General features: G+C 39.5%; 27 protein-coding genes and 1 pseudogene. 13 read left to right on the top strand and 15 right to left on the bottom strand.

All coding sequences use genetic code 11. The features are described 5' to 3' along the window. Positions 1–37 precede the first annotated feature (37 nt). Entirely contained in the window at positions 38–1,405 is a 1,368-nt protein-coding gene (gene purB, locus PSE60_RS02655) for an adenylosuccinate lyase (RefSeq protein ID WP_272664495.1), read from the bottom strand. A gap of 392 nt (positions 1,406–1,797) precedes the next feature. Between purB and metC the strand changes: the two genes are divergently transcribed. After that, complete coding sequence (metC, locus tag PSE60_RS02650; RefSeq protein WP_210839956.1) at positions 1,798–2,973, top strand: cystathionine beta-lyase; 1,176 nt, start codon at positions 1,798–1,800, stop codon at positions 2,971–2,973. Positions 2,974–3,007: 34 nt separating this feature from the next. Next, on the top strand, positions 3,008–4,378 hold the full coding sequence (gene dcuC, locus PSE60_RS02645) for a C4-dicarboxylate transporter DcuC (protein WP_004907576.1): 1,371 nt from the start codon (positions 3,008–3,010) through the stop codon (positions 4,376–4,378). 321 nt (positions 4,379–4,699) lie between these two features. On the opposite strand, the pseudogene PSE60_RS02640 reads toward dcuC, so the two are convergent. Next, positions 4,700–4,825, bottom strand: a pseudogene (locus PSE60_RS02640) (FGGY family carbohydrate kinase); the annotation flags it as partial. 180 nt (positions 4,826–5,005) lie between these two features. Between PSE60_RS02640 and PSE60_RS02635 the strand changes: the two are divergent. Next, entirely contained in the window at positions 5,006–5,221 is a 216-nt protein-coding gene (locus PSE60_RS02635; protein ID WP_047756975.1) for a YccJ family protein, read from the top strand. A gap of 360 nt (positions 5,222–5,581) precedes the next feature. On the opposite strand, the gene PSE60_RS02630 is transcribed toward PSE60_RS02635, so the two are convergent. From PSE60_RS02630 to PSE60_RS02570, 13 genes are all read right to left on the bottom strand, one after another. Beyond that, positions 5,582–6,448, bottom strand: a complete 867-nt coding sequence (locus PSE60_RS02630; RefSeq protein ID WP_210839953.1) for an MrpH family fimbial adhesin — start codon at positions 6,446–6,448, stop codon at positions 5,582–5,584. 6 nt (positions 6,449–6,454) lie between these two features. After that, positions 6,455–6,985 carry a fimbrial protein gene (locus tag PSE60_RS02625; protein WP_272664494.1) on the bottom strand — a complete coding sequence of 177 codons (531 nt, stop codon included), beginning with the start codon at positions 6,983–6,985 and terminating at the stop codon, positions 6,455–6,457. 18 nt (positions 6,986–7,003) lie between these two features. Next, positions 7,004–7,516, bottom strand: a complete 513-nt coding sequence (locus tag PSE60_RS02620) for a fimbrial protein (protein WP_042851490.1) — start codon at positions 7,514–7,516, stop codon at positions 7,004–7,006. Between the two features lie 2 nt (positions 7,517–7,518). Then, entirely contained in the window at positions 7,519–8,016 is a 498-nt protein-coding gene (locus tag PSE60_RS02615; protein WP_272664493.1) for a fimbrial protein, read from the bottom strand. Between the two features lie 10 nt (positions 8,017–8,026). After that, positions 8,027–8,563, bottom strand: a complete 537-nt coding sequence (locus PSE60_RS02610) for a fimbrial protein (protein ID WP_247605450.1) — start codon at positions 8,561–8,563, stop codon at positions 8,027–8,029. Between the two features lie 10 nt (positions 8,564–8,573). Continuing rightward, entirely contained in the window at positions 8,574–9,182 is a 609-nt protein-coding gene (locus PSE60_RS02605; RefSeq protein WP_210839946.1) for a fimbrial protein, read from the bottom strand. 34 nt (positions 9,183–9,216) lie between these two features. After that, positions 9,217–10,011: a fimbria/pilus periplasmic chaperone gene (locus PSE60_RS02600; protein WP_272664492.1), complete on the bottom strand. Its 795-nt coding sequence runs from the start codon at positions 10,009–10,011 to the stop codon at positions 9,217–9,219. Positions 10,012–10,068: 57 nt separating this feature from the next. Next, positions 10,069–12,738 (bottom strand): outer membrane usher protein, encoded by a 2,670-nt coding sequence (locus PSE60_RS02595; protein ID WP_272664491.1) that lies wholly within the window; start codon positions 12,736–12,738, stop codon positions 10,069–10,071. Between the two features lie 90 nt (positions 12,739–12,828). Further along, the gene (locus PSE60_RS02590; protein ID WP_210839935.1) at positions 12,829–13,365 is read right to left on the bottom strand and encodes a fimbrial protein; all 537 of its coding nucleotides are present in this window, start codon (positions 13,363–13,365) and stop codon (positions 12,829–12,831) included. A gap of 67 nt (positions 13,366–13,432) precedes the next feature. After that, entirely contained in the window at positions 13,433–13,969 is a 537-nt protein-coding gene (locus PSE60_RS02585; protein ID WP_004907609.1) for a fimbrial protein, read from the bottom strand. Positions 13,970–14,139: 170 nt separating this feature from the next. Then, positions 14,140–14,370: a helix-turn-helix domain-containing protein gene (locus PSE60_RS02580; protein WP_210839958.1), complete on the bottom strand. Its 231-nt coding sequence runs from the start codon at positions 14,368–14,370 to the stop codon at positions 14,140–14,142. A gap of 10 nt (positions 14,371–14,380) precedes the next feature. After that, positions 14,381–14,695, bottom strand: coding sequence for a helix-turn-helix domain-containing protein (locus PSE60_RS02575; RefSeq protein ID WP_004907614.1), 315 nt, complete (start codon positions 14,693–14,695; stop codon positions 14,381–14,383). A gap of 400 nt (positions 14,696–15,095) precedes the next feature. Continuing rightward, the gene (locus PSE60_RS02570; RefSeq protein WP_014657972.1) at positions 15,096–15,644 is read right to left on the bottom strand and encodes a tyrosine-type DNA invertase; all 549 of its coding nucleotides are present in this window, start codon (positions 15,642–15,644) and stop codon (positions 15,096–15,098) included. 430 nt (positions 15,645–16,074) lie between these two features. Here PSE60_RS02570 and PSE60_RS02565 point away from each other — a divergent pair, with 430 nt between their 5' ends. From PSE60_RS02565 to PSE60_RS02520, 10 genes are all read left to right on the top strand, one after another. Beyond that, a complete protein-coding gene (locus tag PSE60_RS02565; RefSeq protein ID WP_210840356.1) occupies positions 16,075–16,746 on the top strand; it encodes a heavy metal response regulator transcription factor in 672 nt (223 codons plus the stop codon). Beyond that, a complete protein-coding gene (locus tag PSE60_RS02560; protein ID WP_272664490.1) occupies positions 16,743–18,107 on the top strand; it encodes a heavy metal sensor histidine kinase in 1,365 nt (454 codons plus the stop codon). Before PSE60_RS02565 ends, PSE60_RS02560 begins: the two co-directional genes overlap by 4 nt. Positions 18,108–18,192: 85 nt before the next feature. Then, the gene (gene msrP / locus PSE60_RS02555; protein WP_272664489.1) at positions 18,193–19,203 is read left to right on the top strand and encodes a protein-methionine-sulfoxide reductase catalytic subunit MsrP; all 1,011 of its coding nucleotides are present in this window, start codon (positions 18,193–18,195) and stop codon (positions 19,201–19,203) included. After that, a complete protein-coding gene (locus tag PSE60_RS02550; protein WP_272664488.1) occupies positions 19,203–19,814 on the top strand; it encodes a sulfite oxidase heme-binding subunit YedZ in 612 nt (203 codons plus the stop codon). The genes msrP and PSE60_RS02550 overlap by 1 nt, the downstream gene beginning before the upstream one ends. An 866-nt stretch (positions 19,815–20,680) precedes the next feature. Next, positions 20,681–21,001: a helix-turn-helix domain-containing protein gene (locus PSE60_RS02545; protein ID WP_004907630.1), complete on the top strand. Its 321-nt coding sequence runs from the start codon at positions 20,681–20,683 to the stop codon at positions 20,999–21,001. A 197-nt stretch (positions 21,002–21,198) separates the two neighbouring features. Then, entirely contained in the window at positions 21,199–21,741 is a 543-nt protein-coding gene (locus tag PSE60_RS02540) for a fimbrial protein (RefSeq protein WP_004907632.1), read from the top strand. Positions 21,742–21,824: 83 nt separating this feature from the next. Further along, positions 21,825–22,364, top strand: coding sequence for a fimbrial protein (locus tag PSE60_RS02535; protein WP_210837193.1), 540 nt, complete (start codon positions 21,825–21,827; stop codon positions 22,362–22,364). A 74-nt stretch (positions 22,365–22,438) separates the two neighbouring features. Continuing rightward, positions 22,439–24,916: a fimbria/pilus outer membrane usher protein gene (locus PSE60_RS02530; protein WP_210837192.1), complete on the top strand. Its 2,478-nt coding sequence runs from the start codon at positions 22,439–22,441 to the stop codon at positions 24,914–24,916. Between the two features lie 41 nt (positions 24,917–24,957). After that, complete coding sequence (locus PSE60_RS02525; protein ID WP_109912784.1) at positions 24,958–25,710, top strand: fimbrial biogenesis chaperone; 753 nt, start codon at positions 24,958–24,960, stop codon at positions 25,708–25,710. 10 nt (positions 25,711–25,720) lie between these two features. After that, positions 25,721–26,335: a fimbrial protein gene (locus tag PSE60_RS02520; protein WP_272664487.1), complete on the top strand. Its 615-nt coding sequence runs from the start codon at positions 25,721–25,723 to the stop codon at positions 26,333–26,335. Positions 26,336–26,337 lie beyond the last annotated feature (2 nt).

Below are 26,337 nucleotides of genomic sequence, written 5' to 3'. Positions count from 1 at the left end.
TTTAAGAAAGTAGAGATTTAAACTTTGCTAAAATGAATTAGTCATTAAGCCAACCGGATGCTTTGGTTTGTTCTATTACTCGAATGACTTGTTCAGGAGCATTTCCCACATAGGTCGTTGGATCTAATAGGGCATCAAGTTCTTCTTGCGTTATATGGTCACGAATGCGCGTGTCACGGTTAATGGCCTCAATAAAGGTGATGCCTTCTTCTTGGCCAGACATAGAAGCTTCATAAACAATTTCATGGGCAGTTTGTTTACCCGCTTTGTCTGATAAAGCAAACATGACGCGCTCAGCGAGCATAAATCCACCTAAAATATCTAAATTTTGGCGCATCTTATCGACATGCACGTTTAATCCCCCTAATACCGTTTTCATGTTATCGAAGATCACCGAAAGCATCAGGCACATTTCTGGCATCACTTTCCATTCCATCTTCCAAATCGCACCATCTCTTTCGTGTTGGTGTTTCATCATGTCGGTAAGTACTGAAAGATTAGCTTTCAATGTATTACTGACACATGCCGCATTTTCGACAATGGCAGGATTACGTTTGTGTGGCATCGTTGAGGAGCCAACTTGACCTTTACTAAAAGGCTCTGAAAGTTCATCAATTTCATTGTGAGCTAATAATAAAATTTCATTGGCAATTTTTCCTAACGTGCCGCTAATTAAACCAATCAGCATGCCATATTCACTAAATCGGTCGCGAGCGGGTTGCCAAGATATTTCAGGAGTGCCTAAACCGAGCCGATTTAATACACGAACTTCAAGCTCATCTGCTTTGTCGCTCAATGAGGCCTTAGTTCCAACAGCGCCAACAACGCTACCAACGAATAAGCGAGGTTCGATTTCTTTTAATCGTTGATAATGGCGTGCTAATTCAGTTAACCAAATTGCAGTTTTGTGTCCAAAGGTAATCGGTAAGGCTTGTAAGGCTAAGGTTCGTCCTGCCATTGGTGTATTGCGATGCTTTTCGCTTAACGATAATAAAGAACGCCCTAATATTTTGATATCACGTAAAAAAACGTTATGAGCCTCTTTAAGTTGAAGCACTAAGCCTGTGTCCATAACATCTTGTGTCGTGGGTCCAAAGTGGACGTATTCACCAAAATGTTCAGGACAAGCATGCTCTAAACCACGGATGGTTGGAACAAGTGGGTGACGAGTTAAACGCACTTGCTCTAAGATGAAATCCATATCTAACTTTTCCAGTTTTGCTGTATCAGCAATGATCTTCGCAGCTTGCTTTGGAATCAAGCCTAATTCAGCTTGTTCAATTGCTAATGCTGCTTCGTAATCAAGCCAATTTTGCATTCTGACCTTATCAGAAAAAATAGCTCGCATTTCTTCTGTAGACCATAAGTTCTTTAATAATACCGAATCAAAAACACTAGTACCCATAATATTCCCCTGTGTAAGAATAATATTGAAAATTAAAAAGCAATTATTTGTTAGAGAGTTTCTTTATTTATGCAACAAATAATAAAAATAAACACCTTAATAAGATTAATGTTAATTAAAGGCTTTCTTATGTATTTATAATTTCATTAAAATCAATACGTTGTATTTTTATTTATTGTTTGTTATCTATCGATTTTAATTCTTAATTTTCTCTTAAGTTTTCATTAATTTAATTAATGCTCATTTGTATGATGAAGATCATCTTTTTAAATAAGACATGTTTTAAAAGAAAAGTAATTTGATATACATAATATGAATTAAAAATTATCAAAAATAAATAATCTTCCTTTTAATTATCAGGGGATCTATTCTTATATTTGGAGAAATAAATAATGACATTAAATAAATATACAAAATTGATACATAGTGGACGACAAACTATTACAACATCAGGACCAATCAATCCACCAGTAATGCGAGCGAGCACTATTGTTTTTGATTCAATTAAAAGCTGGCGTGATGTTCGCGATCGCCGCGCAACGGAACGTGTTTTAAGTTACGGTGCGCGAGGTACAGAAACAGCATTTGCACTTGAAAGCTTGGTAACTGAATTAGAAGGAGGTTATAGAGCACAGTTATTTCCTACAGGTCTAGCCGCGATTGCCGTCACTATTATGGGCTATGTACATAGTGGTGGGCATGTATTGTTTGTGGATTCGGTTTATGAGCCTGTGCGCAAAATTGCCGATGCTTTTTTAAAACCAAACAATATTGCCTATAGCTTCTTTAAAACAGATGGCTCAGATTTTGAACAAAAAATTCAGAGTAATACACAGCTTATTTTTGTTGAGTCCCCTGGTTCATTACTTTATGAAATGTTGGATTTACCCGAAATATGCCGCATCGCGCATGAACGAGATATTCCTGTCGGCGTTGATAATACTTGGGGCTCAGCATGGCTTTATAATCCACTAGAATTAGGCGCGGATGTTTCTGTAATTGCAGCAACAAAATACCTCTGCGGGCATTCTGATGTGATGATGGGAATTATGGTCGCGACAGAAAAAGCTTGGAAAAAAATTGGTGCCTTGCCAGAAGCTTTAGGTCAAGCCAGTAGCCCCGATGATGCAGCTTTAGTTTTACGAGGAATGCGGACTTTAGGGCAGCGATTAGCTGCGCATGGCAAAGCCGCGTTAGCGATTTCACAATGGCTGGAAACGCGTCCTGAAGTGGAAAAAGTCTGGTTCCCTGAATTACCATCTCATCCACGACATGATCTATGGAAGCGTGACTGCAAAGGTAGTAACGGCTTATTAACCATTGAATTCAAAAAACAATATACCACTAAGCAAACAGAAAACTTTATTGATGCTTTAGCCCTGTTTGGTATCGGTGCATCGTGGGGTGGGTTCGAAAGCCTCGCACTACCCGCTAACGTAGTCGGTGCAAGAACAGCATCAGATTGGCGTGAAGGCCACGGGCCTTTTGTTCGTTTACATATTGGCTTGGAGTCTGTGGATGATTTGATATCCGATATTACACAAGCATTTTCAACATTAAACCAATAACAATAAAGCTGCACCAATACCGGGGAATTCTTCTATGACAGGTTTAATCATTGCCGCGCTAGTTACAGCGCTGGTTGTTTACCTGCTGGCTCGAGGTTATAAGCCTCAGCCAGTCTTGTTGCTAGGGGGCTTGCTTTTGCTGCTCCTAACCGCATCTTTAGATCTTAATTCATTGTTACCAGAAAACAAAACTACGCATTTTAAGTACTTTGATATCTTCCAAATTTTTACTGATATCATGAGTTCTAGATTAGCAGGTCTAGGGTTAACATTAATGGCGATTGCTGGATTCTCCCGTTATATGGAGCATGTGGGGGCAAGTCGCGCATTATTTGCTATTTTTGAAAAGCCACTAAAGACTATTAAATCACCTTATTTGCTATTAGTGATTTCATTTTTAGTAACGCAAATTCTCGTTATTTTCATTCCAAGCCATGCCGGGTTGGGGATGCTACTAATGGTGACTATGTACCCAATATTAATTCGTTCAGGTATCAGCCCGCTTTCTGCTTTAGCAGTTATCGGTTGTTGCCAGTTTATTGACCATGGACCCGGTTCCGGTAATGTCATTATGGCAGCGAAAACAGCAGATATTGAACCCGCCGTTTACTTTGTTCAGTATCAATTACCCGTAACTATCCCTATTATTATAGCAGTGGCAATCACCCATTTCTTTATCCAGCGTTGGTGGGATAAGCGTGAGGGGTTTGTTTTTGATTTGAGTAAAATTGATTCTATTAAAGAAGATAGCGGTAATAAAGTTCCATTGTCTTATGCGTTGTTACCAGTTATTCCATTGATCTTAATTATCGGATTTAGCCCATTATTACATCCATATATTAAGTTGGAAGTCACCACTGCGATGATCATCAGCACTGTCATTGCACTGATTTTTGAATACGTCCGTTTACGTGATGCGAAAGCCGTCATGGACAGCTTTATGTTGTTCTTTGAAGGCATGGGGAAACAGTTTGTTTTAGTGGTTTCTTTGATTGTTTCAGGGGAGTTTTTCGCAAATGGATTACTCAAAAGTGGAGCGGTGGATACGTTAATTAGTGCTGCTCAAGATGCTGGCTTTGGTATCGGGGCGATGATTATTGTTATGAGTGCCATCCTTGCACTTGCGGCGTTCCTAATGGGCTCAGGGAATGCAGCATTCTTCTCTTTTGCTGCATTGACACCGAAAATTGCTGCTTTTCTCAAAGTGGATGTGGTGACGCTCATTTTACCAATGCAGATCATGACAAGCTTTGGACGTACAGTTTCACCTATCACTGCAGCAATTGTTGCAATTGCAGGGATTGCGGGGGTTTCACCGTTTCAAATAGTAAAACGGACGGCAATCCCAATGGCAGTTGCCGCAATAGTTAACCTTGTTGTAACTTTCTACTTCTTATACTTCTAATTAGACTTGCGCATTTATCCCTTAAACTTTTCGTTACTCTTCGGTTTAAGGGATTTTTTTATTGATTGGAGGGCTATTATTCATCCTTTTATCAAAAACTATCATCAATGATAGTATGGGTATGTGATTATTTGGTTAGTTATCTTTTTATGTTCAGTCATTAATACAAAAAATATTTGAGATACTCTCGAGCATACATTCAATAGCAATGAGGCTGCAAATATCTTGCACATCGTGCTCGAGGCAAATACGTTGGAATAACCATAACCTCATAATGTTTTTTAGAACACGGTAGTGGCCATTAACCTCACCTTTAGTGATCAAATGGTTTGTAAAACGATGAATTTCATCTAATGATAATTTTTTATTATGCACATTATAGCAAGCCAACATGACACGACCGCTAGATGCGCTTAAATCAATAGCAACAACATGGCGAATATTCATGACTTTTTTATCCCTATTACTTAACTTATCGTCATATACTAGAGTGAGTGAATAGTGGCGGGCTCAATAGATCGTCACTAAAAAGTAAAAATGGTAATATATTTAAAGTCGTAGTGATCTTATTCACAGACTTGAAATCTCTCAATATTTCTACCAGAACCATTTAATCAGGAGCGAATAATGAAAGATCCTCACCATATAGCTGAATGGGCTAAAGTTAGAGAAACCTCAATTGAAATTGCTCAAGCTATTTTTGAATTAGCGAATAATGATGAAGTGTTAGCGGAACAAATTTGGGAAGAAGGTTCTGATGAAGTTTTACCTCTGGCCTTTTCGAAGACCACTGCGGATAGGCTATATTGGGGGGAAGAAACCATCGAAAGGAAAAATGTATAATTCGTTTTGAGCTTTTCTGAAGAGATAAAAACCTCGCGAAGGCGAGGTTTTTATTAGCGATTATAAAGTGTTAATTTATATTATTTGCCATTAAAAGACTGGATATTTTTGAGAATAGCGTAAAAACAAAAGTAAGATGGCCATCACAGAATGACTATTTGCTTTGTGATTATTTTTGTAGCAGTAACCGTTGATTGGATTATTAGTAATAAGGTTGATAAATCAGGCACTGAAAGAAATATCAGTGCCTAGATATGAAAAGCAAAACTAATTAATATTCATAAAAGCAGCGTATTTTATTAAAAAATACGCTGCTCAATTATCAAGTCAGTGAATTGGTTTTTCGAAGGTTTTGATTAACTAATTAAATGCAATAATGACGACTGCATTTCCAGTGTAATACCCAGGTGTTACCGTTCCTGATGCATGTAATTCAGAAGTAAATGTGAATGAATTCGCCGCATTATTCCCAGAAATGTTCATGTTCGCGCCATTCCAGCCATTTTGATTATTAATTAATGGATTTGAATAAAAGTTAGAAGTCGAATTTAAATATACATAACGCTCACCTGTGGTTGAACGAGCAAATAAATTGATATTTGTCGCCTGTGTACAAGTGATATTGCCAGAAACTGAGTTTGTTTTACCATTTAAACTCGTGTTACTGAGTGCCCCGTGATTAACAAAAGCAGGCAGAGATATACTACATGTTTGATTTGTAGGTGGGATTTTACCACAGACGCTACCTGGCCACTGGATTGCATTCCTAACTCCCGGGGTTGGTTTATGGTTAACATAGAATAATCCAATACAAGTCGCATTTGGGCTATCAATGACAAACGATGCACGATAAGGAATTCCTTTTGCACTACGAAAAGCCGCTGCGACTTCTTCCGCTGTTCGATACTGGTTAATTCGAATGCAGTTACCATAATCTAAGCAAGATCCACTCAACGACGGCGCACCAGATGCATACAGAACATCAGGGCCTACCCAGCATTCGGTTGATCCATAACAAGGGTTAGTAACACCACTTGCTTCACTCCAAGAAAGAATGTCCATCTCAACACGAGGCCAAGCTCCAGAGGTCATACTCACAGGCATTACATACGCAATCGCATTGGCAGGGCGAGAAGGAAATAGAAACGCTAATGCGATGATTAATAATAAAATACTCAAATGGCTTGTATTTAACATTCCGTATATTTTTGCTTTTTTCGCATACATAATGATTTACTCATAATCTAATTTGAACGTGGCACTCGCAGCCCATGAACCGAGCACAATTGATTTATTTTGCAATGCAACTGGCTCAGCTCTCACATACGCTTGAAATCGTAGGTCATTATTATTTCCGGTATACAACCCTTGGGTATAACTGCCACTATTAATTTTGATTGCCGCACCGGAAATACTTTCAATACCAACCGCCACACCTGTTGCTTGGCTTCCAGCATCTAACGCTAATAAACCAGGTAAAGCCAAACTTTCTGCGCCCATAAATGTGACTTTCACTTCATGGCCTAACGCTAAATCGCAATTGATTAAGCGAATGGTAAAAGGTTGGCTATTGGTTTGAGTATTCAGATACAGGTATTTATCTACTATCGTACCGAAATCTAATTCAATCGACTCGTCGCCAGGATAGACGTCACAAGCATCTTCAATTAGCGTGCCATCAAATTCCACATTGGCAGGAAAAGCGGCAGTGGCACCCAAAAACCATAAGCCAAAGGCAAAGCTCATATTACGTTTAATATTCATAGTTATGACTGTCGCCTCCTATTCAAAAATAATGGTTAACGTGCCTGATGCAGTAAAATTATCCCCTACGAGTTCGCTTCCTGAGCGCATGACAGGAACCGCTGAAAGGGATGGTAGGGAAGCCGCATTAATCAAAAAGGGTTCATTCAATGGTTGAGGTTGCCCATTTTTCTGAATTTGAATTCCTAATTTGCCATTATTCAACGGTGTCACCGTTCTTAATGTCGCATTATCAAATCCACTTCCCGCAGGTGTTCCTCCAAATATCAAGCTGATATCCCATGGTTGTGTCATATCGCCAACACAATCTAATTGAAAAGGAATAGATTGCTTGAAGGCGGTACCATTGATTTTTCGTACACCGACTTTACCGAATGAAACTTTTATCGGGTCGTCATGGCTTAATTGGCAAACAGGAGGAATAATTAACGTACCATCAAATGCCCAATTTGCTTGCGCTGAAGATATGGACATCACCATTATAAATCCTGCCATCCAATGCTTAATTTGATTGTTATTCCACATAATCATTCTCACTGATACTCAATTTTCAGTGTTGCCAGCGCTGTAAAAAATCCGCCATCGGTATTCGTATAATTGGCATTACTGTTTTTTACTGGAGCAACCTCCAAGGTTGGCAGCGCTGTATATAACACATTGAAAGGCTGGTTAATAACTTGCTTAGCATTGTTCACATAAAAGGAAAGCCCGAGTTTTGGGTTACTCGTTTTTAATGCGCCATTGCTATTAAATGATGTTCCATCACCGACAAGCGTGAGCTTTATAGCGTTTTTCGCTAGATTTGTGCAGCTGAGTCTCATTGGTACAGTACGCTTGTATTGAACTCCATCAATACGCGGAAGCAATATATCGCCAAAATGTATAGTTTCTTGTTGGTTGTTATTCAAAATGCACTCGGGCGGTGTCACCAATAATCGACCTTTTAGCTGGATACCAAGTGTTGCTGCTTGGCTTTGGCTAAACAGGCTAAGCATCATGCAGACCGAGAGAAGATAACGGAATAATTTCATTGATATCATCCTATTGGTAATCCAATACCATCGTGAGATTGCCCGTAAAATCCCCACCTGATGTTAAGTTTACTCCTGTAGGCTTAACGGGGACGGCATACAAAGCAGGCGAACTCCCATAATTAAAATTGAGTGTCGCACCATTACTGAGCCGGGTTCCATCACGGTAAATGGCAATACCTAAATTCGGGAGATTGGTTGTCACGGATGACTCACCATTAATTTGCCTATCAGTCCATTTCAGCGTCATCTTTAATGTATTCTTATATAAGCCATTACATATCAAGTTGTAATTAATAGGTGAGCGCCCATAAGTACCATCAATCTTTGCCTGATGTATATCGCCAAAATCTACCGAAGTCGTTGTTGCACCGCCAAGGGTACATTCCGGCTCACCGTATACCGTCACGCGGATTTGGATATTAGTGCTTAGGTTTGCAGCGATAGCATTGTAAGAAAAACTGAGTGAAATCAGAGCACCAAAGAGAATTACCCCAGCGAGGACAAGCGCTTTAAAGCATATCGTAAGAAAATAAGTTCCTCTCATCTCCATGCTCCTATTCATAACTTACCTGAAATCTAATTAACGCCTGATAAGCTCCAGCATTCAGTTGAGCGGAGGTACGTACCGGCGTTACATAGTAAGTTAATTGGTTTTGTCCAGGTGAAACCAACTGTGGTGTACTGTACTCACCTAAGTTAATTGGTGAACGCGCTGCATCACTTAATTGCAGGCCAATCCCTTGAACACCGATAACAGCTGCCAAGCGCGGGTCTTGAGTATCTATAGGAGCCAAAAAGCGGATCTTCATTGAAGGCATTTGTTGGCTCCACAAAAGATTTCCCTGTGCAGTACGGCTGCGGCTTTCACCACTTAGACAATCTTCTAAACGCAGTTCAATCGCAACAGGATGACCTGTTTGCCCGACATGCTGAAGCTGTCCGGTTCCCACAGTACCTAAATTAATAGTTTGATATGCTGATGACATTGCTAAACGACAAGCACTTTCCGTCAAGGCCCCATGGACATATAGCGTGCCATGTGAACCATCTACATCCCAGTTATCAACTTTATTTAGAGCTGTTCCCATCGCCATGTTACTGAATAAATTCAGCGCTAAACTTCCTAAGCCCACATAACGGAGCATCCTGCTTGTGTTTGCCATGATATTCTCCTGCTATCTCATCGCGCATTTCAAATCAGTCTATTTTTTTTTCAGGTACCACATGGCAGCTATTTCCCTGACATGTAAACGACAGTGTTGGACGACCACCGTAATCATTGATATAGGTCAGCACAGGTTTATTACCTAATGCGTCTGCACTGACGTTCAGTGCTTTGCTGCTTTTTGGTGCCACCATCACTGGCTCAAACCCTGCGACCGTTTGTCCATTTTTGTTGGGAACAGCATCGACAAAAGAAACGTAATAGGCTGTTGGGTTATTAATCGTATACTGGTTACCTTGGCGAGTAAGAGTCACTTTTTCCTGCCATGGGTTATCCATTTGCTCACGTGTCGGAATGATGGCTTTCGGTCGATAAAACAATTTGATACGTGTTTGTAACGCCAGTTGCAGTGTATTGGGCTTATCACTTTTTGGTGGTATCTCACGCAAATTAAAGTAATACACGGATTCTCTATCTTGCGGCAGTGCCGCTGCACTTGGCAGTGCTTGGATTTTGATTTGGCTTTTTGCCCCTGGCTCAACACGTTGCACCGGTGGCAATACCGTAAATGGGTCGCTTATTTTTTCACCTTTCTCATTTTCCACCCAACCTTGAGCAAGATAAGGTAATTGTTTGTTTTCATTGCTGATATTTAAACTGATCGATTTTTCGTCTCCCGTAATAATCGCTCGAGTTCTGTCTAATGCAACTGCCGCTTGAGCAGAAGATAGCGTTGTTGAAGTCAACACAACGCCAGCCAATGCGAATACTGCTCTATGGGCATTTTTTTTGTTCATTAATTTGTTTTTCATCATGTTATTCATCATATTGTTATCTTCTATGGTTAAGGAGCACTCATCGCTCTTTGCGTACCACCATTTTTATTATTTTTGTAACCAGCGACTTGGTTCCTTTGGCGCCGTTCTTTCAACTACAGGCACAACCAGTTCTGCTGCTTTCGGCATTGCTTCTAATGCACGACTCGCTGATTGTGTTTTTATGGTCGCTGGCGATGCGGCTTTTGCTCCCGGTTTGTGGCACGGTAGTAACCAGCTTGCCTGTAAATATTCATCTTCTGGCAAGGTATCAGGGAGTGTGATTTCACACTGCACTTGGTCATCCCAACGAACTTGCAAGGTATCTTTTGCATTTAAACCAGTAAGATAGGTATTTCCATCATCACCCACCATACCGACTTGCTGACCACGACCGTTTAAGACTATTGCTCCGAAAGGTGGTGTGCTATTGTCCGATAGCCTTAACAACGCCATCGCACTGCTTCCTGCGACAACATCAAATTGGCGGTAGCCAATTGCCCCTTCTGTTAAAGTGCCTTGCTTTATAGATTGAGACACTTGCGCTTCATCTGGTAATGCATTCAAATCAACGCTAATTTGGTTACGGTAATAGCTATTCACGTCACTAATAACGGCTTGTCCAAAGCGGTTGGTACGCACAATAGAGCCGTAACCACGTAGTGGAATATTAGGTACACCATCGGTATCAACAAATATGCGAGTACCGCCAATTTGGCTACCACGATGCAGTACGGCACCTTTCTCTGTTGCAGTGAAACCACCTTGCAAAGAGAACCCCGCAGACCGATAACGGTCTTGTTGGTACGTTGCGTTTGCGTTGAGCTGTGCTAAGTCCCCCTGATGAGTGTAATAGCCACTCACGAGCGCACCTGAACGCGCCCATCCGGTACTTAGCTGATAGTTATTTCTCTCATCGATGGTGCTGTAGTAACTCACACGTTGTGAGTTATCATTTTTATCCCAACTACTGTTATAACTAACGGAGCTTTTTTCACCCCAAGGCACGGTGAGTGACGCATATACGCCATCATCATTACTTTCACGATAACGATTTCGATAGGCCGTCAAGTTGAGGCTAAGATTCTTCCATTTACCAATATCAAAATAGCGCGCTAATGAAATACTATAGCGGTCGTTATCGGGTTGATCCCAATAGGTTTGATGGTAATAGTTGATGAACGCACTTAGCCCTAACTCGGAAAACTGTTGGTTATAAGAGATGGTATACATTTCTTTGCTGTTGTATTGGCGAGCACCTGTTTCCTGCGCATCCAAATACTCAGACATACTCATAAAACCTTGCTCAGAGAATCGATATCCTGCAAATGTCACTTGGCTGTTATAGGTATCAAAACGTTTAGAGTAACTTAAACGATACGAGCTTCCGCGATACGTTTTATCGCTAATATCACTTAAGTTGGTTAGATGCGCCCGGGCATGAGTAATATCGAATGACAATGCACCGAATACCATTAAGTCACGACCAATCCCTATAGCCGCGGATGCATAGTTTTCCGCACCAATTCCACCTCCATACAGTGACCAGCCGTTGTTAACCCCCCAAGAGAACTCGCCACTTGCAAAGGTATCGCCACTAACATGATGGCGCCAATTTGTTGGGCGCCCAGCGGCTAATTTGTAACGCAGTTGTCCTGGGCGTGTTAAATACGGAACACTTGCAGTATTGACAGTGAAATTCTGTGTTGAACCGTCTTGTTCTTTAACTTCAACATCGATTTGCCCAGCTAATGCATCATTCAAGTCTTGGATACGAAATGGGCCCGCAGCGACTTGAGTTTGATAAATAATTCGTCCTTGCTGGCTCACAATAACTGTCGCATTACTTTTTGCGACCCCAGTAATTTCTGGTGCGTATCCACGTAGATTGGGTGGAAGCATATTGGTATCGGTAACCAAACTAAGCCCTGTAAATCTGAAACTATCAAAAATATCAGAGGTTAAATAATCCTCACCTAAAGTGAGTTTTGCACCTAATGATTTGATTGCTCGGTAGACATAATAACGAGTCCAATCTAGTGATGTGGTCGTGCTTTGTCCTTGCTGCTTATCAATACGCATTTGCCAGTCAGCACGAACACGCCAAGCACCCAAGTTAACACCAGCAACCCCATTACCGCTGGTACTGTAGTTGGTCTGTTGTCCTGAGCGGGTTTGCTGGCCCACTTGTGCATTTAAGTTGTAATCAAACAATGCGCCGGGTAACCCTTCTTCCCAGCGTGCGGGAGGATCCCAATTCTCAGCGGTATATTCGAGGTAGGCTTGCGGCAAACTAATATACATAGCCGAAGTCGCAAGGTCGGCTTTAACCTCAGTTCCGGGTAAACTTTCAAGTGATAAACACTGTCCTTCGTGCCACCACTTCAATGTCGACATCAATTCAGGCTTGATACCGAACTTTTCAACTAAAGCAGGGTTCAGGCAAGGGAGACTTTCATCCGACTCACCTTCAGGCGCATAGTAAAAGACAGTTTCTTCCGGCATGCTTTGCTTGTTTAAGAAAACCGTAAAACTGTATTCACCAGGCATGAGATAGCCTGGACGCGCAAATTGGCTTAAATCAATGTTGTTTCGATCATTGACGTCTAGCATATCCATATTAAATGTAATATCGGATGCGTGACCACCAAAGCTGATAGCCAGCGCGACTAAAAGCCCTAATCTGCAAGGCCGAGTTATCCGTAACACAGGCGTGTGAATGAAATTCAGGGTCATCATCTCGACCTTCTTTTGCGTTCTTTTATCCGTAATGTCATTTCGCTCGCGAAGCTCATCCTACAGGAGATCTTCATTTCTTAGAGGAACCGACTATTCATAATCCAGTTTGAAACGTAATTGACTGTAGTATTGACCTGATGCCAATGGGTGGTTGTTCGCTACCAACCGTAGCCGATAGGTGAGATCTTTTGTTCCAGCTGTTAGTGCGCTCACTGACATTCCTTGGCCTGGTATGGCAATTTCACCGTCTCCCTCACGTTGAATTTGTAATCCAACACCTTGAGCTTGTCCGTTTACTCCAAATAACCCCCTGTCATGGGAGCCATCGAATGTTACGCGAAAGTATTGCCAATTCGGTTTGTCAGGATTTTGGCGTTCAAGAACACAATTCACTAATCGGATAACAAAAGGGCGAGCAGGTCCTTGCCCATCACGGCGAATTTGAGTCAGCGCAATACTTCCCATATCAATAGTTTGATCACGGCTGCCGACATCAATTGCACATGCTGTTTCAATAATGCTTCCATTCATACTCACTGAGCCTTGAGCATGTGCAGTTGATACCGCAGTCAACGTGCCTATACTTAAGATCAATGAAAACACTCCACTGGTTATCGAATGATTCATTGCTTCCTCTCTTACACCCAATTCAGTCGGAATGAGCCAACAAATTAATTTGTTGGCTCAAGATGAATTACTCGTAAGACAGAGTGAAATCCGCTACTGAGCTAAAGTCACCGGCAGTGATAGTGTCGATATCGCCACCATTACCTTTTAAGTAAGCAGCGAAATTCAGTGTGTTGTTACCATTTTGAACTTGTTGGAATGGTGCAGCTGTTCCTAAAGTCACCACATTGCCGCTACCATTAGTGATCTGAACACCAGCGCCAGCACCAGTACCAACAATACCCAGTGTTTTATTGGTATTGTCGAAAGATGCAGCAGCACCACTAAAGGTTAATTGAACACCTTTAGTCAGTTTAGTGATATCACAGTTCTCTAAAGTGATTTCGAATGGACGTGGAGTTGATTTACCGCCATCAACTAATGCCATGTTAGAAATTTGGCCTAATTCAACTGTTTGGTCGATTGAGCTAGGAGAGATTGAGCATGGAGCATCGATAATAGCGCCTTTGAACGTTACTTTACCGTGGCCTTGATCAGCAGCATTTGCTGCAGAAGCTAAACCCAGAGCCATAAAAGTTGCCATTGCAATAGATTTCATTTTCATGAATATAAAGTCCTATGTTTTTTGTTAAATAAAGAATGAGTGTCAGTTTTCATTGCTCATTGCAGACACTCTATTTGCAATGAACTGGAAAAAAGCAAAGCACTAGTATTTGATTTAAAAAAATCAAATACTAAAAATTAAATTTAATTATTAATAATTAAAAAATATATTTAGTCTTCTATTAAGAAAACTTGAATTGGTACTTTAAATAACTCAGATAATTGAGATAAAAAATCAATATTAATGTGATTAATGCCTGATTCATAACGAGAAATTTGCTGCTGACTTACACCGATATATCTCCCTAACTCCTCAGCAGTTAATTTCATTTCTTTTCTGTGTTTTTTTATTTTTTTTCCTACAATAATATTAAATGTTGGTTTTATTATATTTTCTGACATAAGGTTAAGCCTATTTCATAAATTGACTAGATCCTGAAAACCATCCTTCAGCTTTAAAATAACATTCCATATTATGGATATAATTTACTGAGTTATTTTGAAATCCAACGCCATCTAATAAACAATTAATATCAATATCAAGCGAGTTCGCAATTTGCTTAATTTGCTCTAGGTGTAGTCGAATAACGCCGCGCTCAATACGTGAAACATGTTGCTGTGAGCATAAAAGTAAGTCAGCTAGCTCAGAACCACTTAGCCCTTTAGCTCGGCGAGCTTTATGTATATTGCTCCCAACAATTTCCTTAGGAGATAAGTTAGATTGCATAAAATCCTCCTCATGAAACTGAATGATTTACTAATTTAACTGTTGTCAAAATGCACCAAATTGACAATAGTTGTATATTGTTAGTTAAATATTTCATTAATTACTTGTTAACTTAAATTTTATATTTTATTTTTAAAATTATCGGATAATTATTCCAAATAAAACATTTCAGAATATTACAATGTGTAAGTTTGAGATGTTACGGAGAGTTTTAACGTGTGAAAAAATTAATAAATTCAATGATCTTTTAATAATGGAATGTGCTTATTTTTAGTAATATATACATAGCGTTATTTACACGCTACGTATTTGACGTGTATTTTCATTTAACTTAAGATGCACCTAATTCATTACGTTTGTCAATTTGGTGCATTTTGACAACTCTTTTAACGCATTTGTCTCACCATACTCCCCGAAATCTTGCTGGGTTACTTGCTGTGTATCGTACGGTATGTTGTATATTCGTGTGTCCCAAATAATCCTGAATTAGGCGCGTATCGGCGCCTCTATCCGCCAATGCATAACCACATGCATGTCGTAACATGTGGGGATGAATACCTAGGGTTAGCTCAGCTAGCTCACCAAGTCGTGAAAAAAGTTGATAAAAGCGCTGACGAGTCATGGCAGTCCCTCTTTCAGATAAAAATAACCACTGACTTTCTTTCCCTTTCCATGTATTTCTAATTTTTAGCCAAGCTTTAATGAGTGGGATCTCTTCATCAATCAGTGGGTGATTAACGGAAAAACCATTCTTTAAACGATGTACATAAAGCTCATTACTTTCTAAGTTAAGATCAGATAATTTTAGTGATAGGGCCTCGCTTGCCCTTAGACCATGTATAAAGCACATATAAATTAAGCAAGAATTACGTTCGGGATGTCGTGACAAATGACAAGCAGCTAAAAGTCGAGATATTTCCTGTTGAGTTAAATACTTACGAGTGGACATGAACGTTTCCCCATTTAGTCAAAAAAGGTCAATCATATCTAAATTAATCGGCCTAACATATTAATTTTTTTAGATAAATATAATGCTTTTATTCTATAGGTGAAATAAAAAATTATTTATTATCCGTCAGGTCAGTAATCAAAGATTAATTAACTAAAATTTTATATTTTATAAAGCAGTTTTTATTCTGCTTTATAAATGTGAGAGAAAAGAGATTATTTACTTGTAAAACAATACTTACTCGTCGATAAAAGCAGCTAATTTCCATTTTTCGTACCGAGCTATTAATCATTCTACGAGTTATTTTTAAGGAGCTAGTGTCATGTTTTCTCTGCGTATTTTATGGTTAAATTCCTACCCATATCTTTAAATTGAAAATTTCTTTAAGATGAAATGAAATTAAGTCAAATAAAGTCACTGTTAGGTTCTCATGAGAATACTATTAATTGAAGATCACCTAAAAACCCAAGGGTGGGTCAAAAATGGGTTAGAAGAAGCGGGTTTTCTTGTGGATGTAGCTGATGATGGTCGCGACGGTCTCTATTTTGCTTTAGAAAACAGTTATCAGTTGGTAATCCTCGACATCATGCTGCCCGGTATGAATGGCTGGGAGATTTTAAAAATCTTACGCACAGCTAAAAATATTCCAGTTATCTGCCTCACTGCACGGGATGCCGTTGATGACAGAATTAAAGGCTTAGAGTTGGGTGCTAATGATTATCTCGTTAAGCCGTTTTCATTTTCTGAATTATTAGCTCGGGTTAAAAACCAATTAAAAGTTAACCAGCCAGCCTCAACCACCATGGCTATTGCGGATTTAAAAATCGACTTAACTCGCCATGATGTTGAGCGTGCTGGAAAGAAAATCATCTTAACTCGGCAAGAGTTTTCCTTATTACTGTTCTTCGTTCTACATTGCGATGAAATTTTACCTAGAACCTTAATTGCTAGCGAAGTTTGGGGTATCGATTTTGAAAGTGACACGAATATTATTGATGTGGCAATCCGTCGATTGAGAAAGAAAATCGATGATGAATTTGACGTTAAACTCATTGAAACTATTCGTGGGATGGGATACCGCTTAAATAGGCCGATAGAATGAAAAAGAAGTCACTTCGTTTTAAACTTATTTCTCTGTTTATCATTCTTATGATTACTAATGCCGGGGTGGTGACATGGGTTTTGTATCATTCACTCAAAAATGAATTATCTGAACAAGATAATAACTTACTGGTTAACCGTGCGGAGCAACTTGCCAAACTCATTGCTGGTGGCATTGATATCAAAACACTTCCCATGTATTTCCAAAGCATGATGGACATGCGACAAGACTTAATCCAAATTTCTGATGCGGCGGGGCACATATTGGTCACCACCAATCGCGAATTATTAGGTTCTCAACCTCTTCAGTTAGTCAAACTTGAACAGCTAAATATTAATGCCATCAACCATTGGCAAACCGCTCAAGGTATCCCTATTTCTGCGGTTTATTTCTCGATGAACTCCCCAAAAGGGCCGCTCCATGTGGTACTTGGTAAAGTGTCTGTCGACCGTAGTGGCGTGTTGACTCAATATCTCACCCAAAGCGTAGTGATTTCTGTCCTCTCAATTTTGTTGATGGGGCTACTCAGCTTATGGCTGCTGAAAAAAGGGTTATCCGACATTCAAGCATTGAGTCAGATAACGGTCAAAACAGATGTTCATGCGTTAAATGACCCAATTGATATTGACCAGTTACCACAGGAGTTGAAAGAGCTGGGCGAATCGATGAACACGATGCGCCAGCGGTTAAAGCATGATTTTGTCAAACTTACCCAATTTGCCGATGATTTGGCGCATGAGCTGAGAACCCCAATTAATGCAATTCGGGTGCAAAATGAAATTACCCTCCAGCGCTCGCGCAGTGTTAGCGAATATGAAGGGATGATAGTCAGTAATATTGAGGAGCTCGATAAACTGTCACAAATGATCCAAAGTACCTTATTTATTGCCCGTGCTGAAAATAAAAATATTACCTTAAATCGAGAAAACCTTTCTTTATATACGTTAGTTAACGATGTCTATGAACTCTTTTCTGCCTATGCAGAAGAAAAACAGATTGAGCTGTATAGCGAGCCCTCATCCCTGACTCTTAATGCTGACCCTGTATTACTCAGCCGAGTTTTAGTGAATATTGTCTCCAATGCGATTAAATATTCTCACCCGGACACTCGTGTCGTTACCCAAATTAATGCGCTGCCACAGCAACGGGAAATTAAAATCACTAATCAAGGGGAACTTCTACAAAACAGTGATGAAATTTTCACCCGTTTTTGGCGCGGGGATAATGCTCGAACCACAGAGGGAACAGGGCTAGGGTTGGCGATTGTGAAAGCGATAGTTGAATTACATGGCGGCTCAGTGAGCTTTGAGCACCATGCAGGAACCAGTACCATTACACTGAAATTTCCTACAATTAAGTAAGATGACAAATTTGTCATCTTACTGTCAGCCACTTTTACTGCGCTTTCGGTATAACTAATTTCATTTCCCTTTTGCTATGGAGCGCATGATGAAAAAGTTACCTAAAATTCCCGCATCTCAAATCACGGATGAAACCCTCTTTTTTATGAAACGCCGTCAGTTACTTAAGGCATTAGGCATTGGAGCCGCAGGTTTAACCGTTGCGGCGACGGCCAATGCGGGGCTGTTTTCTTGGTTCAGTGACGATGCGTCAGCACCTCCGATGAAGCCAAGAAAACCTCTGACATTTATTCAACCTGAAGAATTTCAGCCATCATTAACCCTCACACCTGAAGATAAAGTGATTGGTTATAATAATTTTTATGAATTTGGGTTGGGGAAATCCGACCCTGCCGAGAATGCCCATACTTTAGTGACGGATGAGTGGACGGTAACGATTGATGGGGAAGTAAATCGTCCCCTAACGCTTAATCTAGATGATATAAACACTAAGTTTCCCTTAGAGGAGCGCATTTATCGTATGCGCTGTGTTGAAGCTTGGTCGATGGTCATCCCATGGGTTGGTTTTCCTTTAGCGAAATTATTGGCTTTAGTCGGACCCACTAGCAAAGCCAAATATGTGGCTTTTGAAACACGCTACGCTCCAGAACAAATGCCGGGACAAAAAAGTCGTTATATTGGTGGTGGATTATCATATCCCTATGTGGAAGGGCTACGCTTAGATGAGGCTATGAACCCGCTGACTTTGCTGGCGACAGGCGTTTATGGAAAAACATTACCCAACCAAAACGGAGCACCGATCCGGTTGGTTGTACCATGGAAATATGGCTTTAAAGGGATTAAATCGATCGTCAAAATTCGTCTTACTGAGCATATGCCTGACACTACATGGAATTTATCAGCGCCGAGCGAATATGGCTTTTTTGCCAATGTGAATCCAGATGTAAGCCACCCTCGTTGGTCACAAGCCACCGAACGTTTTATTGGTGCAGGAGGTTTAGGTCAAGTGACTCGTCAGCCAACATTGTTGTTTAATGGATATGGTGAACAAGTGGCAAGCTTGTATCAAGGAATGGACTTGCGGAGAAATTATTGATGCCCCAGGACAATAAATTCATCGTTGGATTAACCAAAGGGAGCTTTCATCTTATTGCTTTGCTCCCTTTGATATGGCTGATTTTTTTAGTCGATACTCAACAGCTTGGAGCTGACCCCGCCAAAGATATCCAACATTTTACAGGAATAGCGGCTTTACGTTTGCTTGTCGTTATTGTATTGATCCCTCTGGCTGCAAAATTATTGCGATTTACGGTATTGTTTCAAACACGAAAATTACTGGGGTTATGGTGTTTTTTCTGGGCTGTGCTGCATTTAAGTAGTTATCTATTACTGGAAATTGGTGTAAATAATTTAGCGCTATTTTTCGAAGAAATTTTTTCGCGCCTCTATTTAGTGATCGGCGCGGTAGCTTGGTTGTGTTTGTTGTTGATGGCGGTCAGTTCATTCAACCGTATACGCCTTTATTTGGGCGTATGGTGGAAAAGAATTCATATGCTGCTTTACCCAACGATTTTACTCGCATTTTGCCACTACATGCTGTCATTAAAAACCTTAACACCTGAGCCATTTATCTATTTAGCCGCCGTGGGGAGTGCATTGGTCTATCGCATGTGGAACCAGCAATCACAACGAATAAAACCTTCATAAAGGTTGGCGTGCTTAAATTGTATTCTTACTTGGTATTATAAAATGCCTAATACTACGGTTTGCTAGGATTAGGCATTTGGTGTGCATTACAATATAGTGTAAAGCAAATCTATGCTTCGTTTTATGATAATACTTTACCACCTTACTCAACCCCTTCTTACGATAACCGTTAAATCGTCACTCTTTGAATTGCTCTTAAACTTAGTGTGGCTAGCAAGGCTCTCACCTTTCTATAGATAAAAATATTTAAAAGAAGTTTTCATTAGAATTTCTTTAAAGCTTAAAGTTATACATTGATATATAATTTTTAAATACTCGTTATTTGCGTAATTAATATCCTTATTTTCGGGTAGTATCGGGATTTATTATATGTGGGTGATGATTTTTGTGAGATATAATTTCGTTGATAAACTTTACAATTATTTATAATTAATTTGTTGGTGTTTGTAAATAATGAAGTTAAGATAAATCTTAAAAAAAATATTTAATAATTTACAAACTCAAAATTCGAGTAATACTACTTTTTTAAGTTGTATTTTATGGTTGAAATTTAACCATAAAATACATCTGATTAGTAAAAGATATGTTTTAATATTTTCAAATGTATCAAAATGTAATTTGAAAGGTGATTGGCTGAAGTTTTATGTCTATAACATGCTGTTATTTATATTATAAATTTCAGTGTGGTTATTTTCTGTTACATTTATCCTATGTTAATAGAGCGATAAATGATTTTAATGGTAATCAATTTGCCCTATCGATTATACAAAATAAATAATCAGACATATAATCATCAAAAATTTTAGGACGGTATCTATGGTTCAGATGGTGCCTATAATTAATTTTTAATATAAAGGTTAAATTAAATGACTTATTTTTCTAATGAGATAAATAAAGAAATAGGGCAGTATTTGAGAGGAATTAGAAAAGAGCAAAACTTAACAGGGGAAGATTTGGCAAAAAAGTTGAATATTAGCCAACAGCAGATATCCCGATATGAAACGGGAAAAACAAAGCTGACATTTGAAATGATGGATACAATTTTAGTGATATTCAATAAGTCATGGAGAGACCTTTTTAATCATGTAATAGATAGATACGATAATGAAAGATTACAGTATACCATAAAAAATGAAAATAATTATTTTGCTATCTTAGATAAAGACACTAAAAAAATGTGGCGTTAATTCGGCCAATAAAAAATCAAATCTTTTTGGTGAAGTGTAATTAGTACATATAATAAATTTAGCCTATTAATATGATAACTTTATTAAAAGTAATCATTAATTTAATTAAAATAATGATTACTTTTATCTAAAGTTGTTATTAACAACTCTTATGGCGAAACATACATTATACAAGTATTATACAGGATTAAATAATCATGAAATTGAATAAATTTGTAATGGGTGCTGTATTTGCATCAGGCTTTGCTTCGTTCGCAGCAATGGCAGCTTATACGGGTACACCTACTAACGGTACTATCGAATTTTCAGGTGAATTAGTGAATTCTGCTTGTGGTTTAAGTGAAGAATCAAGTCCTGTAAAAGTAAACTTTTATCAGATCCCTGTTTCTAATTTAAAAAATGGTGAGCGTGCAGGTAATATCAAGAAAGATATCGTTCTGCAAGGTTGTGATACTACAGTTGCACAAACTGCAACTGTAACTTACACACCATCAACTATTAACCCTAATGATAATACATTAGCGGCGTTCACTTCAGGTACTGCAAGTGGTGCTGGTATTGGTTTAAGAGACAATGGAAATAAAGATGTTGTTTGGGGACAAGCTTCTACTGCAGTTAATTTAACTGAAGGTAAAACTGCTATTCCATTCGTTGCTTATTTAAAATCTGATAATGCATCTAATGCAGTGACTCCAGGTAGCTTTGATTCAACTATCAATTTCAAAATTGATTACCAATAATTTGTAATTGGTTTTATATCAATATGCGGAGTATTTAATACTCCGCATTAATAAAATCTACCAATAACTAAATGGTATTGTTCATGATAATTCGGGTTGCAAAAATAGCATTAGGATCTAGTTTGTTATGGCCTCTATTAAGTTGGGGAATGACTGGTAATAACATCCCTGGTGATATTGTAATGCAAGGTGAATTAATAGAAGCCTCATGCACGATTGATCCTGAAAGCCGAGAACTTTGGGTTAGTTTTGGTGAAATCAGTGCCCGAGAAATCACCCCTGAAGTCAATATGTTGGTGAGTAAGAATTTTGCTATAAAGCTTGTTGGATGTACGTTGCCTTCTAATGACAAAGGTAGTGCATCGCGCGCGCAAATAACTATGATGGGAACCTCTGTTAATGATGATCAACTTTTACAAGTGAGTGGTGATTCAGAAGGATTTGGAATTCAATTTAGGGACTCTCACGGTGAAATACTTAAACTTAATAGAAGAATGCCGGATTACACATTATTAGAAGGGCACAATAAATTAGATTTTACTGCAATTTTAGTTGCTTATCAAAAGCATATTAAGGCAGGTGATTTCGCAGGAGTTCTACGATTTAGAATGGATTATTTCTAAAACTAATAATAATTACATATAAAAGAGAATTGAGCTAAATCTCTAGCCAAATGAGTGAATACTGAGTAACTAAAATGATTATTTTAAATGGAAATATAAATAATATAAAAAAACTATTTGCAATATATATTGCAGTGCTTTGCTATTCACCAAATATGTCTGCAAATGACCTTGTTGAGTTTAATGTTGACGTATTAGATGTTGGTGATCGTAACAATATTGATTTAACTCGATTCTCTAAAGATAACTTCGTATTTCCTGGGACTTATTTATTGGATGTCTATATTAATGGACAATCATTGTCACAGCAGAAGGTCACTTATATTACCGATCCTCAAGATAGTGAAAAATCATTAGTCTGTTTTACGCCTAAGCAAATTGAAATGTTAGCGCTCAAAGAAGATGCGTTAAAAAAAATCCAAACCATATCCCCTGAATGTTCAAATATTTTACCTATTTCAGGTGTTAAAATTAATAATCATGAAGGCAAGCTGGATATCACTATTCCACAGGCATGGATGAAATATTCCGATCCTAGCTGGGTGCCGCCTGAGCGTTGGGATTCGGGGGTTTCAGGTCTTATATTTGATTATAACCTGACCGGGTCAGTTTCTCGTTCCTTGACGACACATACAAATAAGCACTCATTGTCAGCATATGGTCAGACGGGTTTTAACTTGGGGGCGTGGCGCTTTAGAGCTGATTATCAAGCTAATTATAACGAGCGTGGTGATAGAAAATTCGATTGGAACCAGTTTTATGCATATCGTCCTCTGATCCACATGGCGGCCAAGCTGACACTGGGTGAAATTTATTTAAATTCTCAGGTTTTTGACACGATTCGCTTCACTGGCTTTAACCTTGCCAGTGATGAACGTATGTTACCGCCAAATCTGCGAGGATATGCACCACAGATTAATGGTATTGCGAAAAGCAATTCAAAAATTGTTGTGACTCAAGCTGGGCGTGTCGTTTATGAAACGACGGTACCTGCAGGGCCATTCAGTATTCAGGATTTGCAAAGTTCAATTCGTGGAACCTTGGATGTCAAAGTTGAAGGGGATGACGGCGAGGTATCGACTTTTCAAGTTGATACAGCAAATATTCCTTATTTAACGCGCCCGGGCTATGTGCGTTATAACGCTTCGGTCGGTAAACCATCACGATTTAATCACAAACCAGAGGGGCCAATGTTTGCCACGGGAGATTTCTCTTGGGGGCTGAGCAATAACTGGTCACTCATTGGTGGTCTACTTTTTGCGGGTAGGGATTATACCGCTATATCTGCTGGATTAGGGCGTGATTTATCTGTATTTGGGGCACTTTCTGCCGATGTCACACAATCCATTAGCCGAATGCCAGGTGATAACACGCAAACGGGTTCTTCCTATCGCCTGAGTTATTCAAAATCATTTGATGAACTTAACAGTACGATTTCTTTTGCGGGTTACCGCTTCTCGCAGGATAAGTTTAGAACACTGTCGCAATATTTAGATGAGCGTGAAAACAAATATCTGGGTATTGGCCGTCAAAAAGAGATGTATACCGTGACAGGGAATAAAACTTTTTGGGCTGATGATCCTGATTGGAGAACGACAGTATTCTTAACGTATACCCATCAGACCTTTTGGGACCAGACATCTCAAGATAGATATGGCTTATCTGTGGGTCGAACATTTCGTTTAATGGGCATCAATGGTGTTTCAACCAATATTGCGGCCTACCGTTCTGACTATCGGGGTCGACGTGACGATAGCATTTCACTTTCGGTTTCAGTGCCTGTTGGTGATAGCCGTTGGGCGGGATATGACTTGCAAAATAGTGGCAGTAAGACCAGCCACATGCTGTCTTACAGTGACAATAGGGATATGAATAACTTATGGCGAGTTAGAGCCGGTCGAAGCAGTGATGATCGCGTACGGTTTGATGGATATTATCAAAAACGGACGCAACTTGCTGAAGTTAATACTAATGTCAGCTATCAAGAAAGACAAACGGCATCGATCAACGGGACATTGCGCGGTGGTTTCACTGCTACCAAGCATGGAGCTGCGTTACATAACAGTACCGGTACAACGGATACAGCAAGAATTATGGTCGATACCAACGGTGTTGGTGGCGTGCCGTTTAACCATGAAAAAACACGAACTAACTGGGCCGGTATTTCTGTTGTGCCTGATATTGTCAGCTATTACAGCTTCGACACGCGTATTGATGTCGATAAGTTAAAAAATAACGTTGATACCAATAAGGCGATAGCAACATCGACCTTAACAGAAGGCGCAATAGGTTATCAGCGCTTTGATGTTGCAGAAGGTGAAAAGCTCATAGCAACTATTCGTTATAACGATACGGTACCTCCATTTGGTGCTGATGTGACAAACGCTGATGGCATTAACATTGCCATGCTGATGGAAAATGGATTGGCGTATTTGATGGCAGTAAATCCTAAAGAAACATTAACGGTATCTTGGGGCGGAAAAGCGCAATGTAAAATTCAACTGCCTGAAAAAATTAATTCGGGTATGTCAGTTTTGCTGCCTTGCCAATAATGTAATGACAGTTTGAAAAAGTATTCTATAAGGTAGAGAAAATGGCGATTCGTATAAATAAATGGGTAGGTGGTTTGCTAGTTATGATGGTTGGCGTAGGGCAATCATATGCGGGTATTTCACTGGATAGAACACGACTGATTATTACCGGCGATGAAAATTCTGCGAGTGCTAATTTATCAAACACCAGCTCAAGTATTCCTTTTCTTGCTCAGTCATGGGTTGAAGATGCCAATGGGAAAAAAATTACATCGCCATTAGTTGTATTGCCACCATTACAGCGCATTAATGGTGGGCAAAAAGGGGTTGCCCGTGTTTCAAAAACAGCCGAGATAGATAAGTTACCCCAAGACCGAGAAAGCCTGTTTTATTTAAATGTACGCGAAGTTCCGCCAAAACCCGATAAACCGAATGTTTTACAGTTAGCGATGCAATCGCGGATTAAATTGTTTTATCGGCCGACAGCCATTATTCCTGAGTCTAAAAGTGCAGTTTGGCAAGACCAAGTCATATTTTATAAACAGGGAAATAATTGGCGCGCTGAAAACCCAACTCCTTATTTTGTGACCATTATTAGCCTTAATAATAAACCGGTGGCAGAAGGTGGAAAAAAACTAACTGATTTTCCAGGGGTGATGATTGCACCTAAATCGCATCTCGATATTAAGGTCAATAGTTCAGGCGAGAGTTTCACCATGATGTATGTGAATGATTATGGTGGTCATCCAGAACTTAAATACAGTTGTAGCGGAAATACGTGTAAAGCGTTACCACCAGAGCAACAGATTCGCTAGGAGTATTGATATGAACATTAGGTGCTTAGGGATCGTATTATTGGGGCTAGGAAGTTTCTCCGCGGTTGCAGAAATTGCGGATGAAAAGCTGTCCCGCCAAACATTGCTAGACGTACATAGTACTGTGCATTTTACAGGGAGCGTTTATGCATCGCCTTGTGTTCTTGAATTAGAAACACAAGAGCAGTATGTCGATTTAGGTGAAATAAATGCCAGAGAATTTCATCGCATTGGCGATAGAAGTACTCCTGTTGCATTTAATATTCGCCTCAAAGATTGCCAACGCGGAGCATCCAAGTCATTTGTGAATTCTGCTGGAGAAGCAACTCAAAATGCGCAGCGTTATTACTTGACGGGAGAAAGTGCTGTTTCATTGAGCATTGCGGGAGATACGGATTTTTTTAACCCTGATTTGGTGCGAGTTACAGGTGATATTCGAGGTGCCGGATTGCGTATTTCCAGTAAAGAACATCAAAACCTAATGGTCAACCAGCCAACAAGTTCATGGGTGATCAAACCTGGCGATAATAACCTCACACTTAATGCATCATTGGAATCTACAGCACGGTCTGTTTCGGCGGGAACCTTTAGCGGATTAGTTAGGCTAAAACTGGAGTATTTATAACC

The sequence above is a fragment of the Providencia sp. PROV174 genome, assembly GCF_028480685.1.
GTDB lineage: Bacteria > Pseudomonadota > Gammaproteobacteria > Enterobacterales > Enterobacteriaceae > Providencia > Providencia rettgeri.
This window is presented reverse-complemented; position numbering and strand designations above follow the sequence as displayed.

Bases quoted from the DNA above. Each gene is read 5' to 3' on its own strand.
- purB (WP_272664495.1), bottom strand. From the start codon at position 1,405: ATGGGTACTAGTGTTTTTGATTCGGTATTATTAAAGAACTTATGGTCT.
- metC (WP_210839956.1), top strand. From the start codon at position 1,798: ATGACATTAAATAAATATACAAAATTGATACATAGTGGACGACAAACT.
- dcuC (WP_004907576.1), top strand. From the start codon at position 3,008: ATGACAGGTTTAATCATTGCCGCGCTAGTTACAGCGCTGGTTGTTTAC.
- PSE60_RS02635 (WP_047756975.1), top strand. From the start codon at position 5,006: ATGAAAGATCCTCACCATATAGCTGAATGGGCTAAAGTTAGAGAAACC.
- PSE60_RS02630 (WP_210839953.1), bottom strand. From the start codon at position 6,448: ATGTATGCGAAAAAAGCAAAAATATACGGAATGTTAAATACAAGCCAT.
- PSE60_RS02625 (WP_272664494.1), bottom strand. From the start codon at position 6,985: ATGAATATTAAACGTAATATGAGCTTTGCCTTTGGCTTATGGTTTTTG.
- PSE60_RS02620 (WP_042851490.1), bottom strand. From the start codon at position 7,516: ATGATTATGTGGAATAACAATCAAATTAAGCATTGGATGGCAGGATTT.
- PSE60_RS02615 (WP_272664493.1), bottom strand. From the start codon at position 8,016: ATGAAATTATTCCGTTATCTTCTCTCGGTCTGCATGATGCTTAGCCTG.
- PSE60_RS02610 (WP_247605450.1), bottom strand. From the start codon at position 8,563: ATGAGAGGAACTTATTTTCTTACGATATGCTTTAAAGCGCTTGTCCTC.
- PSE60_RS02605 (WP_210839946.1), bottom strand. From the start codon at position 9,182: ATGGCAAACACAAGCAGGATGCTCCGTTATGTGGGCTTAGGAAGTTTA.
- PSE60_RS02600 (WP_272664492.1), bottom strand. From the start codon at position 10,011: ATGATGAATAACATGATGAAAAACAAATTAATGAACAAAAAAAATGCC.
- PSE60_RS02595 (WP_272664491.1), bottom strand. From the start codon at position 12,738: ATGATGACCCTGAATTTCATTCACACGCCTGTGTTACGGATAACTCGG.
- PSE60_RS02590 (WP_210839935.1), bottom strand. From the start codon at position 13,365: ATGAATCATTCGATAACCAGTGGAGTGTTTTCATTGATCTTAAGTATA.
- PSE60_RS02585 (WP_004907609.1), bottom strand. From the start codon at position 13,969: ATGAAAATGAAATCTATTGCAATGGCAACTTTTATGGCTCTGGGTTTA.
- PSE60_RS02580 (WP_210839958.1), bottom strand. From the start codon at position 14,370: ATGTCAGAAAATATAATAAAACCAACATTTAATATTATTGTAGGAAAA.
- PSE60_RS02575 (WP_004907614.1), bottom strand. From the start codon at position 14,695: ATGCAATCTAACTTATCTCCTAAGGAAATTGTTGGGAGCAATATACAT.
- PSE60_RS02570 (WP_014657972.1), bottom strand. From the start codon at position 15,644: ATGTCCACTCGTAAGTATTTAACTCAACAGGAAATATCTCGACTTTTA.
- PSE60_RS02565 (WP_210840356.1), top strand. From the start codon at position 16,075: ATGAGAATACTATTAATTGAAGATCACCTAAAAACCCAAGGGTGGGTC.
- PSE60_RS02560 (WP_272664490.1), top strand. From the start codon at position 16,743: ATGAAAAAGAAGTCACTTCGTTTTAAACTTATTTCTCTGTTTATCATT.
- msrP (WP_272664489.1), top strand. From the start codon at position 18,193: ATGATGAAAAAGTTACCTAAAATTCCCGCATCTCAAATCACGGATGAA.
- PSE60_RS02550 (WP_272664488.1), top strand. From the start codon at position 19,203: ATGCCCCAGGACAATAAATTCATCGTTGGATTAACCAAAGGGAGCTTT.
- PSE60_RS02545 (WP_004907630.1), top strand. From the start codon at position 20,681: ATGACTTATTTTTCTAATGAGATAAATAAAGAAATAGGGCAGTATTTG.
- PSE60_RS02540 (WP_004907632.1), top strand. From the start codon at position 21,199: ATGAAATTGAATAAATTTGTAATGGGTGCTGTATTTGCATCAGGCTTT.
- PSE60_RS02535 (WP_210837193.1), top strand. From the start codon at position 21,825: ATGATAATTCGGGTTGCAAAAATAGCATTAGGATCTAGTTTGTTATGG.
- PSE60_RS02530 (WP_210837192.1), top strand. From the start codon at position 22,439: ATGATTATTTTAAATGGAAATATAAATAATATAAAAAAACTATTTGCA.
- PSE60_RS02525 (WP_109912784.1), top strand. From the start codon at position 24,958: ATGGCGATTCGTATAAATAAATGGGTAGGTGGTTTGCTAGTTATGATG.
- PSE60_RS02520 (WP_272664487.1), top strand. From the start codon at position 25,721: ATGAACATTAGGTGCTTAGGGATCGTATTATTGGGGCTAGGAAGTTTC.